This is a genomic window from Kribbella sp. NPDC056345, assembly GCF_042262745.1.
In the GTDB taxonomy this organism is placed as follows: Bacteria; Actinomycetota; Actinomycetes; order Propionibacteriales; family Kribbellaceae; genus Kribbella.
In genome coordinates this window covers 79,620-93,043 of record NZ_JBHJQQ010000003.1, presented here as the reverse complement: position 1 = coordinate 93,043, position 13,424 = coordinate 79,620, and the positions used below count along the sequence as shown (strand labels likewise).

The window sequence follows — 13,424 nt, the reverse complement described above, 5'->3', positions numbered from 1 at the left end:
ACGAACAGCTAGCAGGGCTTGATACCGCTGTAGTTCAGGCCTTGCCACGTGTACTGCGCGTGCCACGCTTGCGGCGTGACATCCGGGCCGCCACCCGGCTGGTCCCAGTACATGAGGGCCGCGGCGCGGTCGGACTGGTTGTTCACGTACGACCAGAAGTCGTCGTAGTAGGAGTAGACCCGGCAGTTGTAGAAGTCGGTCCGGGCGCCGTTGTAGCCCACGTTCGCGTACACGCAGAAGTATCCGTAGCTGCAGGTCGCAGGGTCGCCCTGGATACCCATCGAGGCGCCGAGGGCGCGAGCCTTCCGCTCGCTGGGGTACGGAATGGTGGTGGCGGCGCCGCCGTCCGCCCACAGGATCTTGTTCGCGGCTACCTGGTGGCCGCCGCGCTTGGCCAGCTCGGCGTTGACCGCGCGCTGCAGTTCCTTCTGCTCGTCGGTCGAGAGACCGGCGGAGCGGACCTCCGCTGCGAACCGGGCCGGCGTCGCATCGGGGCCTGCGGCAACTACCGGCAGAGCTTGAGTGCTCAGGGGCAGTACGGCGACAAGGGCTGCAGCTGTTGCCACAACACGAGATGTGATCGACATCATGACCTTTCAGATGGGGGGCTGATCTTCAGGCACCCGCACCTTAACCGCGGAGAGGTTCATGCCTAAGGCAACAAGTTCAGTGTCTTCCGGATGCGGGGCAGTTGGGTCATGAGGGCCTTTGGGGGTGTTGGTGTGGTGACGACCGAGAGGGTGAGTTTGTAGCGGAAGGGGGCGGGGATCAGGCGTTCGCCGGGGAGTAGCTCGGTGGCCAGGGCGCTGCGGGGGACTACGGCCAGGTGGGAGCGGCGGCGGGCCATGGCGACTGTGGTGCCGAGGGTGACGCCGCGGCGGGCGGTGGCGCCTGCCGCTACCAGGTGGGCCTGGACCTCTTCGCTGCCCCGGTCGTACGTCGAGAACGGGACGAGGCGGTCCTTGAGGGGCTGCTTGCCCGGGCCGGGGAGCGGTACGCCGTTCGGGACGAACAGGACGAGGTCGTCGCGACCGATTCGGCGGGACACGGTGCCGCGGGGGAGTGTCATCTGCTCGGCGATCGCGATGAAGGCGGCATCCATCGTGCCTTCGGCGACCCGCTCGACCAGGAAGTGGCCGTGGTCGACCTGCTGCACGATGTCGGTCTCGGGGAGGTCGGCGTCGAGGACCGGGAACAGGATCGGCGCCATGCTGGCGAAGGTTCCGATCACCAGGCGGCGGCCGGAGGCGGCTGCGCGGGCGGCGTCGTACACCTCCTCGAGGTGGCCGAGGATGTGGTCGGCTCGGCGCGCGAGCTCGGCGCCGGCCAGGGTGGGGCGGGCGCCGCGGGTGTCGCGCTCGAAGAGCTTGGTGCCGCAGAGGCGTTCCAGCCGGGCCAGCCGCTGGGATGCGGACGGCTGGGAGATGCGGAGCTCGCGGGCCGCCGTACCGACTGCGCCGGTCCGCACGATCGCTTGCACCAGCCGTAGGTCCTCGACCGCGGGTAATGAGGTCATAGGTTCAGGCTATGGCAAGGGGGCAAGTCGTGCTGCCTACCTGGAAGGGCTGAAACCCCAAAGAATCAAGGGTATGAGAGCTCGGGGTGAGGCGCTGGTGTTGCTGGCCGGTGGGGGATTGGCCGACCTCGCCTATCGATTCACACAGGTTGCGTTGCCGTTGGTGGTTCTGCAGGAGACGGGGTCAGTCGCTGCGACCGGGCTGGTAGGTGGAGCGGCCGGCGTACCGGTCTTGTTGTCGCCGTGGTGGGCGCGCCGGGCTCGGCAGTGGGTCGATTCGGGGCCGCGGCTGGCGGTGATCGCGATGGTGTCCGCGATTGCGTTGGCGATGGTGCCGGCAGCTGCGGCCCTGGGGTGGTTGTCGCCGTGGCTGCTGGTGGTGAGTGGGTTGCTGCTGGGGTGCGGCGATGCGTTGGGGTCGCCCGGGCGGACGGCGTTGCTTGCCGACATCGGTGATCGGTGGGGTGCCGGGAAGGCGGTCGCGTTGCTGACCTGGCAGGACGGGGTACGGCGGGTTGGCATGGTCGTCGGACCGATCATCGCCGCGCTGGCCGTGGCCGCCGGAGTCACGAACGGCCTGCTGTGGATCGAGGCAGGCGCGGTCCTCGCGGCCGGGCTGGCAGGGCTCGGCATTCGCGGGGAGGCCCGGGCCGAGGGTGGCGCGGCGCCGTCGATCCGCGCCGGTCTGGTGGGGCGGCGCGAGGTCAGGCTGGGCTGGGTGGTTCGTGGGACGGGATGCGTGACGTGGTTCGCGTTCACGCTCGGGTTGTCCGTGGTGGGGGCCGAGCGGGGCGAGCCGGGGGTCTATGTGGCGGCGGGGATGAGTGGGTACGGCGTTGGTGCCGTCGCGGGGACGTTGGTCGCGCTGCGGGTCGTACGGCGGGTCGCGCCGATGCCGTTGGCGAGTGGTGCCTGGGCGGTCGTGGGGCTGTGCTGGGCGGGGATGGGGATCTGGACGAGCCCGCCGAGTGTCGCCGTACTGGCCGGGCTGGCAGGGGTGGCGGTCGTGTGGGGGATTGCCGCGATCTCCGCCGTGATCACGCGGTCGTCGGCCGGTGCCGATCGGCGGGCGTTGTTGTCGGGGCAGTCGGTGGTGGTGAACGCAGGCAGTTCGGCCGGGCTGCTCGCGGGTGGGCCGATCATCGCGGCGGTCGGTGCGGAGAACACGCTGATCGGCGCCGGCCTGCTGACGACCCTGGTCGCCGGCGCGGTCGGCTGGTCGGTGAGCGGCCGGCGCAGGGAGGGCGCGTCTGGTGGGCGTGAACAGGAAATGGTGGTTGGGGACAGGTAATGCCTTGTCCCAGGCCACCGGTTCCTGTCCGAACCCACGGTTTGTGGCGGTCGGCGGGAGCGTGCAGACGGACTGTTAGTGGGGGGTGCGCCGGGCCGGAGTTTGCGGTGGGGGTCGACGGAATCGGGGGTCGCGGGCCGCGTATCAACAGTTCTTCTGTACGGCGAGGTCGATGCCGAAGCCGGGGCGGTCGGGGAGGGTGAGGAGGCCGTCGGCGAGGGTGTAGCCGTTGTCGACGGTGCCCAGGGTTTCGCCGGGGACGCCTTCGATGGTGTCGATGTTGCCCAGACCGGCGGCCAGATGGGCGGCGTACAGGGTCTTCAGGGGCAGACCCCAGGCGTGCGGGGAGGCCTTCATGGGCAGGCCGGGCATGGTTCGGCGCCAGGCGGTGAGGCCGTGGCCGATGACGTCCATCAGGGCGACGTCGATCAGGCCGGCTTCGCCGAAGCGGATGATCCGGTCAACAGAAGGCTCGAACTCACCGTCCGCGATCCGCGCCGGTACGGCGGGGTGGGAGCGCAGGAACTCGAGGTCTTCCCAGCGTTCCGCGAACGGCTCTTCGAGCCAGTAGATGTTGCAGTCGGCAACGGCTTCGAGGTAGCTGACCAGGGTGTTGATCGAGTAGCCGTCGTTCGCGTCGACGAGGATCTCGGCGTCGGGGTACAACGAACGGGTGAGCCGGGTGACCTCGATGTCGCGGTCGAGACCGGCCTCGGGTGGCATCCAGCGGTAGCCGCGGCCGATCTTGAGTTTGAAGTCACGGAAGCCGGAAGCGTGGTCCTGCGCCAGATTCTCGGCGATCACCGGGAGTCCGGAGTCCAGATCGTCGAAGTAGATCCCGCCGCTGTAGCAGCGCACCTGCGGTGATCCCGCTGCGCCGAGCATGACATGCACCGGTACGTCGAGGACCCGCGCGGCCAGGTCGTGCAGCGGATAGTCCAGGAACAGGGCCTCAGGCGCGACCACCCCGATCGACGGCGAGATGAGCTCAGCCAGATTGCGGCCGATGAGCGCGCCCGGATCACCAGGTCCGAGCGGCAGTCCCCAGCCGGTGGCGCCGCGCGAGGTGGAGACGATGTACGCCGTCTCGGTCGGACCGGTGCCGTGGTGGCCGCGGAAGGCGTTCCGGCCGACCGGCCGCGGGTACCGCGCACCGATCTCGACCGGGCTGATCGAGCTGATCACGTGCTGGGAGAGCGGCATGCCTTCAACTTATCCAGGTGAAGCCGAGTCAATCCTGGTGTCACACTGCGGAGCATGTCCGAGATCGTGATCACCACACTTGCCGAGCGCCCCGAAATCACCAGCGTGCTGGGAAACTTCTGGAAGGTCTGGCCCCGCTTCATGCTGGAGGACCTGATCGGCGACGCGCTGATCGCCCAGGTCGCGCAGCAGTTCGCCGACCAGTGCCTGGTCGCGACCGAGGACGGCGAACTGGTCGCGCACGCCCGGAGCCTGCCGTTCGCGTTCCCCACCGAGGACCGCACCGAGCTGCCGTCCCGCGGCTGGGACCAGGTCCTGCAATGGGGGATGGAGGACCACCGGCTCGGTCGAGAGACGAACGTGTCGAGCGCGCTCGAGGTGATGATCAAGCCGACGCATCACGGCCGCGGCCTGTCGCACCGGATGGTTCAGGGCATGCGGGACGCCGTGAAGGCGAAGGGCCACACGGCCCTCTACGCCCCGGTTCGCCCGAACGGCAAGACCGACGCCCACCTGCCAATGAGCCAGTACGCCGCGATGACCCGCGATGACGGTCTGCCCGTCGACCCGTGGTTGCGGGTGCACGTCCGGGCCGGCGGCAAGATCATCAAGGTCGCGCCGACGTCGATGGTCGTGGCAGCCTCGCTCGCCGAGTGGCGCGAATGGACCGGGTTGCCGTTCGACAGCACCGGTGAGGTCGTCGTACCAGGTGCGTTGGTACCGGTGCTCGCCGACGTGGCGCACGACCGGGCGATCTATGTCGAGCCGAACGTCTGGGTCCGGCACGAGGTCTAGAAGGTTCGCAGGACCTTGATCACGCGGCGGCGGAGCCAGACCCTGCGGGTGCCGTCCGGGTAGCGGCGGAGGCGGGCCAGCTCCCACCCGCCGTACTCGGCGTGCTCCGTGAGCAACCGGCGGACCGCCCCCCGCGTCTCCGTCCTCGACACCTCGAACTGCTGCAGCTCATATTCAGCCATTCAGCCTCCTACTTCACGAAACGTCCTCCAGCGCCGCCACGATGGCCGGCGGCAGCGTCAGCTCCTCCACACCCAGCACCGACTTCAGCTGCAGCGCCGTCCGGGCGCCGACGATCGCCGCCGACACGCCGGGCCGGTCCCGCACCCAGGTGAGCGCGACCTCGAGCGGAGTCCAGCCGAGCCCGTCCGCGGCACGTGCCACCGCTTCAACGATGCCCGAACCGCGGCCGTCCAGGTAGGGGTCGACGAATCTGGACAAATGCTGAGACGCCGCCCGGGAGTCCGCCGGGATGCCGGTGCGGTACTTCCCAGTCAACACACCCCGGCCAAGCGGGGACCATGCCAGTACGCCGATGCCGAGCCCGCCGGCCGCGCGGATCGCATCCGCTTCGGCGTCCCGGGCGAGGAGTGAATACTCCACCTGGTTCGACACCGGTACGGCGCGTCCGGGCCAGGCCTGCTGCCAGGTGACCGCTCGGGCGGACTTCCATCCCGCATAGTTCGAGACGCCGACATACCGCACCTTGCCGGCGTTGACCGCGTAGTCGAGCGCGGACAGCGTCTCCTCCAGCGGCACGTCGTCGGACCAGGTGTGCAGCTGCCACAGGTCGATGTAGTCGACGTTCAGCCGGCGTAGCGACGCATCCAGGTCACGCAGCAGCGAGCCGCGCGAGGTGTCGGTGATCCGCTCACCACGGCGCACACTGAAACCGGCTTTTGTGGCGATCACCACATCGTCGCGCTCGACCACGTCGCCGAGCAGGGTGCCGATCAGCCGCTCGCTGTCACCATCGCCGTACGCCGCGGCCGTGTCGATCAGGGTGCCACCAGCGGCCACGAAGGCGGCGAGCTGCTCGCGCGCCTCGTGCTCGTCGGTGTCACGGCCCCAGGACATGGTGCCCAGGCCGAGCCGACTCACCGCCAGTCCACTGTGACCGAGATAGCGCTGCTGCATAACCTGAGCCTATTGCGGCCCGCCGACAACGGCTGGATAGGCTCGCCAGTCATGCGACTCGGACTGAACATCGGCTTCGTCTTCGGCGACGAGCATTTGGACCACCTGAAGCTCGTCAAGGAGGCCGAGGCACTCGGTTTCTCGGTCACCTGGGCGGCGGAGGCGTACGGTTCGGACGCCGCCACGCTGCTGACCTGGATCGCCGCCCAGACGACCACGATCGACGTCGGCGCGGCGGTCTTCCAGATCCCGGCCCGGACGCCGGCCATGACCGCGATGACCGCGGCCACGCTGGACCGGTTGTCCGGCGGCCGGTTCCGGCTCGGTCTCGGCGTGTCCGGGCCGCAGGTGTCCGAGGGGTGGCACGGGGTCCGGTTCGACAAGCCGCTGGCCCGCACCCGCGAGTACGTTGCCATCGTCAACGCCGCCCTGCGGCGCGAGACGGTGGAGTTCCACGGCGAGCACTTCGAGCTGCCCCTGCCCGGCGGACCGGGCAAGGCGCTGAAGCTGTCCAGCCGCCCGCTCCGCGACCACGTGCCGGTCTACCTGGCCGCGGTCGGCCCGAAGAACCTCGAGCTGGCCGGCGAGATCGCCGACGGCTGGCTCGGGATCCTCAACGACCCCGCCTATCTTGGAGAGCAGTTGAAGCACATCGAGGCGGGACGTCAGTCCCGCCAGCTGGGGCTCGACGGTTTCGATGTCGTCGCTTCGGTTCCGTTGATGACCGGTGACGATCTGGACGCGGCCGCCGATCCGATCCGTGGGTACGCCGCCCTGTACATCGGCGGGATGGGCAGCCGGGAGAAGAACTTCTACAACGCGCTAGCGGTTCGGATGGGTTACGCCGACGAGGCCAAGCAGATCCAGGACCTGTACCTGGCCAAGCAGCACCGGGACGCGATGGCCGCCGTACCGCACGGTTTCATCGACGGGATCTCGCTGCTCGGTGGCAAGGAGCGGCTGGCCGAGAAGCTGACCGCGTACGCCGAGGCCGGGGTGACCACCGCGGCCGTCACCCCGTTCGCGTCGACCGTCGACCAGCGGATCGCCGACCTGCGGGTGCTGGCGGAGGCGCTGGAGCTGTCCGGAGTGGGTGCCTGAGTGACGATCTGGGACTCGATCATCCTCGGCATCGTCGAGGGGCTCACCGAATTCCTGCCGGTCTCCAGTACCGGCCACCTGACCATCACGTCGAAGGCCCTCGGGCTGCCGATCGACGACCCGAGCGTGACCGCGTTCACCGCGGTGATCCAGTTCGGCGCGATCGCGGCGGTCGTGTTCTACCTGTGGAAGGACATCGCCCGGTACGCCGTGGCGTGGTTCCGCGGACTCACCAAGCCCGAATACCGGGGCGAGTTCGACCACCGGATGGGCTGGTACGTGATCATCGGCTCGCTGCCGATCTGCGTCGTCGGATTCGTCTTCCGGGACCTCATCTCCGGTCCGCTGCGGAGCATGTGGTGGGTCGCGGGATCGCTGATCGGCTGGTCGTTCTTCATGGTCGCGGCCGAGCGGCTCGGCTCGAAGAAGCGGCCGCTGGAGAAGATCACCCTGACCGACGCGATCGTGATGGGACTCGTCCAGTGCCTGGCGCTGATCCCGGGCGTCTCGCGGTCCGGTGCGACCATCACGGCGGGTCTGTTCCGCGGCATGGACCGGGTCGCGTCGACCCGGGTCGCGTTCCTGCTCGGCATCCCGGCCCTGGTCGGGGCCGCGGTATTCGAGCTGCCGCACGCACTCGGGGGCCACGTGGGCGCCGTACCGCTGCTGGTCGGCACAGTGGTCAGCTTCATCGTCGGCTACGCGTCGGTCGCCTGGCTGGTCCGGTTCGTGGCCAAGCACACGACGGAGGTCTTCGCCTTCTACCGGGTGCTGATCGGCCTCGTGATCCTGATCCTGCTCGCCACCAGCACGATCACGGCGACCTAGATCTCGCTGTCATCGAGATGTCATGGGGGGTGAGGAGACTCGGGACATCGAGGCCGATCGACAGGAGCCGAGGATGATCTACAACCCGCCACCGAACTGGCCGAGGCCTCCCGAGGGCTGGCGGCCGAAGGCCGGCTGGCAGCCGGATCCGAGCTGGGGACCGCCGCCGCCCGGCTGGAAGGTGTGGCTGCCGGCGAACTCGTGGGGCCGCGCATTCGGCTGCGCCTACGCCGCAGCTGGCATGATCGGCATGCCTGTCTATGTCTTGGCCTACATCACTGAGGTGATGCCGACCTTCGCGGTGATGAACGGCTTCGTCTACGCGCCGGTCGGGGTGGCTCTCGTGGCCCGGGTCACCTCCTTCAAGTGGCCGTTCGCTGTTTACCTCCCGGTGGTTCTCGTGGCCGGCCTCGTGGCCGCGGAGTTCTTCGTCGGCCCGAACCAGCCGGGAGCCCCGGTCCGGGTCGGCTAGAGCCAGCCCACTTTGCGGAAGATGCCGTACATGGTGCCGCAGACACTGCCCATCAGGAGCAGTACCGCGTAGTACCCGAAGTGCCAGCGCAGTTCGGGCATGTGGTCGAAGTTCATGCCGTAGATGCCGGCCAGCATGGTCGGCACCGCGGCGATCATGACCCAGGCCGAGATCTTGCGCATGTCGTCGTTCTGCTGCACCGAGACGCGGGCGAGATGGGCGTTGAGCGCCGAGCTGAGCAGGGTGTCGAGGGCGTCGGTCTGATCGGACACCCGGCTGACATGGTCGGCCACGTCGCGGAAGAACGCCGATGCGTTCTGGTTGATGCCGGGGGCGCCGTGGGCGAACGCCTCCATCGGTTCGCGCAGCGGGACGATCGCCCGGCGCATCTCGAGCACCTCGCGCTTGAGCTTGTAGATCCGCTCGGCGTCGCTGGTCCGCTCCGGCGAGAAGACCGAGGACTCGACCTCGTCGATGTCGATCTCGACCTGGTCGGCGACCTCCTCGTAGCCGTCGACGACCGAGTCGCAGACCGCCCACAGGACCGCTCCGGGGCCGTGACCGAGCATCGAGGCCCGCTCCTCCAGCGCCTGCCGGGTGGTGGACAGTTCCGCGCCGGCGCCGTGCCGCACGGTCACGACGTACCGCGGTCCGACGAAGACGCTGACCTGGCCGGTCTCCACCTGATCGCCCTCGTCGACGTACCAGAGCGTGCGCAGTACGACGACCAGGGCGTCGCCGTACCGCTCGACCTTGGGGCGCTCGTGCGCCTTCAGGGCGTCCTCGACGGCGAGCTCGTGCAGGCCGAACAGGGCCTGCACGCGGCGCATCTCGGAGTCGGACGGATCGTGCAGGCCGACCCAGCCGAAGGTGCCGGTGTCCTGGTCGATGGTCCGGGCAACGGTCTCGGGTTCCTTCGGCAGATCGAGCCGCTCGCCCTCGGCGTACACCCCGCAATCCACGATCACCGCCCCATCATGGCACCGGTGGTTGCGCCGACCGGATAACGTGCCCCCTATGCCCACGGTGATTCTGGTTCGGCACGGCCGCAGCAGCTCGAACACATCCGGCACGCTGGCCGGGCGGACGCCGGGTGTGAAGCTCGACGAGACGGGGGTTCAGCAGGCCGAGGCAGTCGCCGAGCGGCTCGCGGGGCTGCCGCTGGCCGCGCTTGTCACCTCGCCGCTGGAGCGCTGCCGGCAGACCGCGAGTGCGATCGCGAAGCACCACGCCGGGCTGCGGCCGGCGACCGACCGGCGGCTCACCGAGTGCGAGTACGGCGATTGGACCGGCCAGAAGATCTCGAACCTGGCCAAGGACCCGCTGTGGGCCGTTGTCCAGGCCCATCCGTCGGCGGTGACCTTCCCGAACGGCGAATCGATGCGGGCCATGCAGCAGCGCGGGGTCGACGCCGTCCGGGCGCACAATGCCGCGCTGCCGGACGATGCGATCTGGGTGGCAGTCTCGCACGGAGACGTGATCAAGGCGATCGTTGCGGATGCGCTCGGTCAGCACCTGGACACGTTCCAGCGGATCGTCGTCGACACTGCCTCCACCACGATCATCACCTACACCCAGACCCGCCCGTTCCTGGTCCGGCTGAACGACACCGGCAGCGAGCTGGCGTCGCTGATTCCCAAGCCGGCGGCCAAGGGCAAAACGACCAAAAAGCAGTCCTCGGACGCCGTTGTAGGTGGACGGTAATAGGGTCTTAGGTATGGCGCGCGTTGTTCATTCCTACGACGATCCTGAGCGGTTCGTCGCCGGCACCGTGGGGGAACCCGGTGCGAGAACCTTCTTCCTGCAGGCCCGGGCCGGGGTCCGGCTGACCTCGGTGGCCTGTGAGAAGGAACAGGTGATGGCGCTCGCGGAGCGGCTGGACGTGATGCTGGACGAGGTCGCGCGGCGGTTCGAGCGGGAGCCGCTGACCCCGGTCGGGCCGGACGACACCGACCCGCTGGAGCAGCCGATCGAGGAGGAGTTCCGGGCCGGCACCATGACGCTGGCCTGGGAGGCCGACTCCGAGCGGGTGGTGATCGAGGTGTTCGCGGTCGTCACCACCGAGCAGGTCGAGCTGGAGGACGACGACCCGGTCGCGGCCGCGCTCGAAGCCGAGGACAGCGAGGTGTTCGTGGTCCGGCTCAGCGAGCAGCAGGCCCGGGCATTCGCCCGGCGCGCGGTGGCGCTGGTCGCCTCCGGACGGCCGAGCTGCCCGTTCTGCGGCCGCCCGATCGACCCCGAAGGCCACATCTGCCCGAGGGCCAACGGCTACCGCAGGCACCTCCCGAATGACTGATTCAGACCTGTTAGCTCGTGGGGAGCTTTCCCTGCACGGCCGGCTGGTGGCCGCCTCGAACGGGACGTACCAGGGTTCGGTCAGTCTTGGTGCGGCGAGCGCGACGGTGGTCTACAAGCCTGTGCAGGGCGAGCGGCCGCTGTGGGACTTTCCCGACGGCACGCTGGCCGAGCGGGAGTACGCGGCGTACGTCGTCTCGGAGGAGCTCGGCTGGTCGATCGTGCCGCCGACGTTGTTGCGCGACGGGCCGCTCGGTGAGGGCATGGTCCAGTTGTGGATCGACGAGGTCGAAGTGGGCGCGGGGGAGACCGAGCTGGTCGACATCGTGCCGCAAGGCCGGGTGCCATCCGGTTGGGTCGGCGTACTGGATGCGCTGGACGGACGGCACAACCCGGTGACGCTGGTCCATGCGGACACCGAGGCGTTGCGGCGGATGGCCGTGTTCGATGCCCTGGTCAACAATGCCGACCGCAAGGGCGGCCACGTGCTGAACCCGGGCGACGGCCGCGTGTTCGGCGTCGACCACGGGGTGACGTTCAACGCCGACGACAAGCTTCGGACCGTGTTGTGGGGTTGGGCCGGTGAGCCGATCGCGCCGGACCTCCTCGACGACGTACGGCGGCTCGCCGACGGACTGGCCGGTGGCTTCGGGCAGGAGCTCGGCCGGCTGATCACCGCGGTCGAGCTGACCGCGACCCGGGAGCGCTGCGCGACCCTGCTGAAGACCGGTTCGTTTCCCTACCCGAGCGAGGACTGGCCGGCGATCCCCTGGCCGGCTTTCTGACTGGGCGACCTCCTGACTGGGCGACCTTCTGACCGACGGTAGTCAGCTAGACTTCATACTGGTTGTCAGTTAGCCTACCTACCCATGAGCGTGAACCTCCGGCAGCAGTGGCTGCACGGCTTCCTCGATGTGTGCCTGCTCTGTCTGCTGGCCGAGCGCCGCGACTACGGCCTCGGCCTGACCCAGCGGCTGGTCGCGGCCGGGTTCGACGAGATCCCGGGCGGGACGCTGTATCCGTCCCTGCTCCGGCTGGAGAAACAGGGCCTGGTCGAGACCGACTGGATGCCCTCGGCAACGGGGCCGCGGCGCAAGTACTACGACCTGACCGCGGCCGGCCACGACGCTGTCGCCGACCGGATCGGGTCCTGGCGCCAGTTCCGCGACTCGGTGGAGTCGCTGACGGTGCAGGCGCAGCGAGCGGGATCGGAGCGGCGCGGGTGACGCCCGCCGAGGAGTGGTCGCGACGGCTGGATCGGAGCCTGATCGAGCTCGGCGTGGAACCGGCCGAAGCCCGCCGGCTGACCGAGGACAGTCACGAGGAAGCCCGCGGCGCCGGTGCAGATCCGAGCGAGCTGTACGGACCTGCGGCCGCGTACGCCGTCCGGCTGGCGCAGGCCGTCCGCACGCCCCAGCCGCGGTTGTCGACGATGCCCGCGGGCGAGGTCGTCCTGCGCTTGTCCAGGGTTTCCAAGCGCTACGGGCGGCACACCGTGTTCGACAACGTGAGCCTGACCCTGCGCGCCGGCGAGGTGGCCGCTGTCGTCGGCGCCAACGGTTGTGGGAAGTCGACGCTGCTGAAGATCTGCTGTGGGATGACGGCACCGTCCGGCGGAGTCGTCGAGCGCACCCCGCGGATCGGCTACGCGCCCCAGCAGGGCGGTGTGTCCGGGTTCCTCACCCCGGCCGAACACTTCCGGCTGTTCGGCGCCGTACACGGGATGGGACGACGCAAGGCCGTGTCCACCGGCAATCAGTTGTGCCGGCGACTCGGCTGGCGGCCAAGGTCCGGACTGTCCGCGGCCCGGTTGTCCGGCGGTACCCAGCAGAAGCTGAACGTCGTCCTCTCCGAGCTGAACAGTCCCGACCTGATCCTGCTCGACGAGCCGTACCAGGGCTTCGACCAGGACAGCTACCTCGACTTCTGGGACCAGGTGCTCAAGTGGCGGGACGCGGGTGCCGGCGTCCTCGTGGTCACGCACCTGCTGCAAGACCTGGAGCGGGTCGATCACCTCGTCGAGCTGCACCGATCGGAGGACCAGTGATGGTGTCAGCCGTCGTCGCCGTGACCCTTCGCGAACTCCTCCGCCGGCGCCGCGCCCTGGCCCTGGTCGTCGCGCTGCCGCTGGCCTTCTACCTGGCTCGGATCGACACCACCGGACAAGCCGTCCGCTTTCTCGCCCTTGGCGTCGGATGGGCCGTCGCCACGCTCTCCTTGTTCACCCATGTCAGCTCCCGCGACCTGGATCAGCGGCTCGCGATCGTCGGCGCGTCGCCGAGCGCACTCGTCGCCGGTCGCCAGCTGGCCCTGACCGCTACCGGCCTGGGGCTGGCCGGTGCGTACTTCGCTCTGGTCGCACTCACTCAGGACGTGGCGCACCTGTGGACGGTCGCGCTGCTCCTCGGCACCAGCGTCCTGATCGCGGCCCCGCTCGGTGCTGCCGTCAGTCTGCTCGTCCCACGAGAGCTTGAGGGCGCACTGGCGCTGCTCTCGATCATGGCCCTGCAGATGCTCGCCGACCCCGACGGCACGGGCGCCAAGTTCCTCCCACTGTGGTCGACGCGAGAGTTCACCACGTACGCCGTCGATCCGTCCGGCGGCGCCGACCTGGCCCAGGGCCTGCTGCACTTCGCCGCGGTCGCCGCGATTGCCATCGGCACCACCTGGATCGCCGGCGTACTCCGGCTGCGTCCCCGGCGACTCCCCGTTCCTTCCACCCAGTGACGGCCGACCACAGATCTGCTGAACCGGTGCGAGGTTAGGCTCCGCCTGTTCGCGTTCCG

General features: G+C 69.2%; 17 protein-coding genes. 11 read left to right on the top strand and 6 right to left on the bottom strand.

The genetic code is table 11. The annotated features are described in order from the left end of the window. Nucleotides 1-8 precede the first annotated feature (8 nt). Both ACFCV3_RS11485 and ACFCV3_RS11480 read right to left on the bottom strand, forming a co-directional pair. Nucleotides 9-566, bottom strand: a complete 558-nt coding sequence (locus ACFCV3_RS11485) for a hypothetical protein (RefSeq protein ID WP_376028944.1) — start codon at nucleotides 564-566, stop codon at nucleotides 9-11. A gap of 86 nt (nucleotides 567-652) precedes the next feature. Next, nucleotides 653-1,516, bottom strand: coding sequence for a LysR family transcriptional regulator (locus ACFCV3_RS11480; protein WP_376028942.1), 864 nt, complete (start codon nucleotides 1,514-1,516; stop codon nucleotides 653-655). A 73-nt stretch (nucleotides 1,517-1,589) separates the two neighbouring features. Between ACFCV3_RS11480 and ACFCV3_RS11475 the strand changes: the two genes are divergently transcribed. Further along, nucleotides 1,590-2,807 carry an MFS transporter gene (locus ACFCV3_RS11475; RefSeq protein ID WP_376028939.1) on the top strand — a complete coding sequence of 406 codons (1,218 nt, stop codon included), beginning with the start codon at nucleotides 1,590-1,592 and terminating at the stop codon, nucleotides 2,805-2,807. A gap of 144 nt (nucleotides 2,808-2,951) precedes the next feature. On the opposite strand, the gene ACFCV3_RS11470 is transcribed toward ACFCV3_RS11475, so the two are convergent. After that, entirely contained in the window at nucleotides 2,952-4,010 is a 1,059-nt protein-coding gene (locus ACFCV3_RS11470) for a mandelate racemase/muconate lactonizing enzyme family protein (protein WP_376028937.1), read from the bottom strand. A gap of 54 nt (nucleotides 4,011-4,064) precedes the next feature. On the opposite strand from ACFCV3_RS11470, the gene ACFCV3_RS11465 reads away from it, so the two are divergent. Next, entirely contained in the window at nucleotides 4,065-4,805 is a 741-nt protein-coding gene (locus tag ACFCV3_RS11465; RefSeq protein WP_376028934.1) for a GNAT family N-acetyltransferase, read from the top strand. Here ACFCV3_RS11465 and ACFCV3_RS11460 read toward each other — a convergent pair. Together ACFCV3_RS11460 and ACFCV3_RS11455 are read right to left on the bottom strand one after the other, a co-directional pair. After that, a complete protein-coding gene (locus tag ACFCV3_RS11460) occupies nucleotides 4,802-4,987 on the bottom strand; it encodes a DUF5703 family protein (protein ID WP_132169922.1) in 186 nt (61 codons plus the stop codon). The genes ACFCV3_RS11465 and ACFCV3_RS11460 overlap by 4 nt on opposite strands. A 13-nt stretch (nucleotides 4,988-5,000) precedes the next feature. Then, a complete protein-coding gene (locus ACFCV3_RS11455) occupies nucleotides 5,001-5,942 on the bottom strand; it encodes an aldo/keto reductase (RefSeq protein WP_132414094.1) in 942 nt (313 codons plus the stop codon). A gap of 51 nt (nucleotides 5,943-5,993) precedes the next feature. Between ACFCV3_RS11455 and ACFCV3_RS11450 the strand changes: the two genes are divergently transcribed. From ACFCV3_RS11450 to ACFCV3_RS11440, 3 genes are all read left to right on the top strand, one after another. Further along, nucleotides 5,994-7,043: an LLM class F420-dependent oxidoreductase gene (locus tag ACFCV3_RS11450; protein ID WP_376028931.1), complete on the top strand. Its 1,050-nt coding sequence runs from the start codon at nucleotides 5,994-5,996 to the stop codon at nucleotides 7,041-7,043. Next, nucleotides 7,044-7,871 carry an undecaprenyl-diphosphate phosphatase gene (locus ACFCV3_RS11445; RefSeq protein WP_376028928.1) on the top strand — a complete coding sequence of 276 codons (828 nt, stop codon included), beginning with the start codon at nucleotides 7,044-7,046 and terminating at the stop codon, nucleotides 7,869-7,871. Nucleotides 7,872-7,944: 73 nt separating this feature from the next. Next, nucleotides 7,945-8,343 (top strand): hypothetical protein, encoded by a 399-nt coding sequence (locus ACFCV3_RS11440; RefSeq protein ID WP_376028926.1) that lies wholly within the window; start codon nucleotides 7,945-7,947, stop codon nucleotides 8,341-8,343. Here ACFCV3_RS11440 and corA read toward each other — a convergent pair. Beyond that, a complete protein-coding gene (corA, locus tag ACFCV3_RS11435; RefSeq protein ID WP_376028923.1) occupies nucleotides 8,340-9,311 on the bottom strand; it encodes a magnesium/cobalt transporter CorA in 972 nt (323 codons plus the stop codon). The genes ACFCV3_RS11440 and corA overlap by 4 nt on opposite strands. Nucleotides 9,312-9,360: 49 nt before the next feature. On the opposite strand from corA, the gene ACFCV3_RS11430 reads away from it, so the two are divergent. The 6 genes from ACFCV3_RS11430 to ACFCV3_RS11405 all read left to right on the top strand — a co-directional run bounded on the left by ACFCV3_RS11430 (nucleotide 9,361) and on the right by ACFCV3_RS11405 (nucleotide 13,365). After that, nucleotides 9,361-10,047 (top strand): histidine phosphatase family protein, encoded by a 687-nt coding sequence (locus ACFCV3_RS11430; protein ID WP_376028920.1) that lies wholly within the window; start codon nucleotides 9,361-9,363, stop codon nucleotides 10,045-10,047. 13 nt (nucleotides 10,048-10,060) lie between these two features. Further along, the gene (locus ACFCV3_RS11425; protein ID WP_376028918.1) at nucleotides 10,061-10,639 is read left to right on the top strand and encodes a DUF3090 family protein; all 579 of its coding nucleotides are present in this window, start codon (nucleotides 10,061-10,063) and stop codon (nucleotides 10,637-10,639) included. After that, complete coding sequence (locus tag ACFCV3_RS11420) at nucleotides 10,632-11,423, top strand: SCO1664 family protein (RefSeq protein ID WP_376028916.1); 792 nt, start codon at nucleotides 10,632-10,634, stop codon at nucleotides 11,421-11,423. Before ACFCV3_RS11425 ends, ACFCV3_RS11420 begins: the two co-directional genes overlap by 8 nt. 84 nt (nucleotides 11,424-11,507) lie before the next feature. Further along, nucleotides 11,508-11,864, top strand: a complete 357-nt coding sequence (locus tag ACFCV3_RS11415; RefSeq protein ID WP_376028914.1) for a PadR family transcriptional regulator — start codon at nucleotides 11,508-11,510, stop codon at nucleotides 11,862-11,864. Beyond that, a complete protein-coding gene (locus tag ACFCV3_RS11410; protein ID WP_376028911.1) occupies nucleotides 11,861-12,685 on the top strand; it encodes an ATP-binding cassette domain-containing protein in 825 nt (274 codons plus the stop codon). Before ACFCV3_RS11415 ends, ACFCV3_RS11410 begins: the two co-directional genes overlap by 4 nt. Continuing rightward, a complete protein-coding gene (locus ACFCV3_RS11405) occupies nucleotides 12,685-13,365 on the top strand; it encodes a hypothetical protein (protein ID WP_376028909.1) in 681 nt (226 codons plus the stop codon). Before ACFCV3_RS11410 ends, ACFCV3_RS11405 begins: the two co-directional genes overlap by 1 nt. The last annotated feature ends 59 nt before the right edge of the window (nucleotides 13,366-13,424 follow it).

Coding starts and splice junctions, on each gene's coding strand:
- ACFCV3_RS11480 (WP_376028942.1), bottom strand. CDS start 1,516: ATGACCTCATTACCCGCGGTCGAGGACCTACGGCTGGTGCAAGCGATC.
- ACFCV3_RS11475 (WP_376028939.1), top strand. CDS start 1,590: ATGAGAGCTCGGGGTGAGGCGCTGGTGTTGCTGGCCGGTGGGGGATTG.
- ACFCV3_RS11470 (WP_376028937.1), bottom strand. CDS start 4,010: ATGCCGCTCTCCCAGCACGTGATCAGCTCGATCAGCCCGGTCGAGATC.
- ACFCV3_RS11465 (WP_376028934.1), top strand. CDS start 4,065: ATGTCCGAGATCGTGATCACCACACTTGCCGAGCGCCCCGAAATCACC.
- ACFCV3_RS11460 (WP_132169922.1), bottom strand. CDS start 4,987: ATGGCTGAATATGAGCTGCAGCAGTTCGAGGTGTCGAGGACGGAGACG.
- ACFCV3_RS11455 (WP_132414094.1), bottom strand. CDS start 5,942: ATGCAGCAGCGCTATCTCGGTCACAGTGGACTGGCGGTGAGTCGGCTC.
- ACFCV3_RS11450 (WP_376028931.1), top strand. CDS start 5,994: ATGCGACTCGGACTGAACATCGGCTTCGTCTTCGGCGACGAGCATTTG.
- ACFCV3_RS11440 (WP_376028926.1), top strand. CDS start 7,945: ATGATCTACAACCCGCCACCGAACTGGCCGAGGCCTCCCGAGGGCTGG.
- ACFCV3_RS11430 (WP_376028920.1), top strand. CDS start 9,361: ATGCCCACGGTGATTCTGGTTCGGCACGGCCGCAGCAGCTCGAACACA.
- ACFCV3_RS11425 (WP_376028918.1), top strand. CDS start 10,061: ATGGCGCGCGTTGTTCATTCCTACGACGATCCTGAGCGGTTCGTCGCC.
- ACFCV3_RS11420 (WP_376028916.1), top strand. CDS start 10,632: ATGACTGATTCAGACCTGTTAGCTCGTGGGGAGCTTTCCCTGCACGGC.
- ACFCV3_RS11415 (WP_376028914.1), top strand. CDS start 11,508: ATGAGCGTGAACCTCCGGCAGCAGTGGCTGCACGGCTTCCTCGATGTG.
- ACFCV3_RS11405 (WP_376028909.1), top strand. CDS start 12,685: ATGGTGTCAGCCGTCGTCGCCGTGACCCTTCGCGAACTCCTCCGCCGG.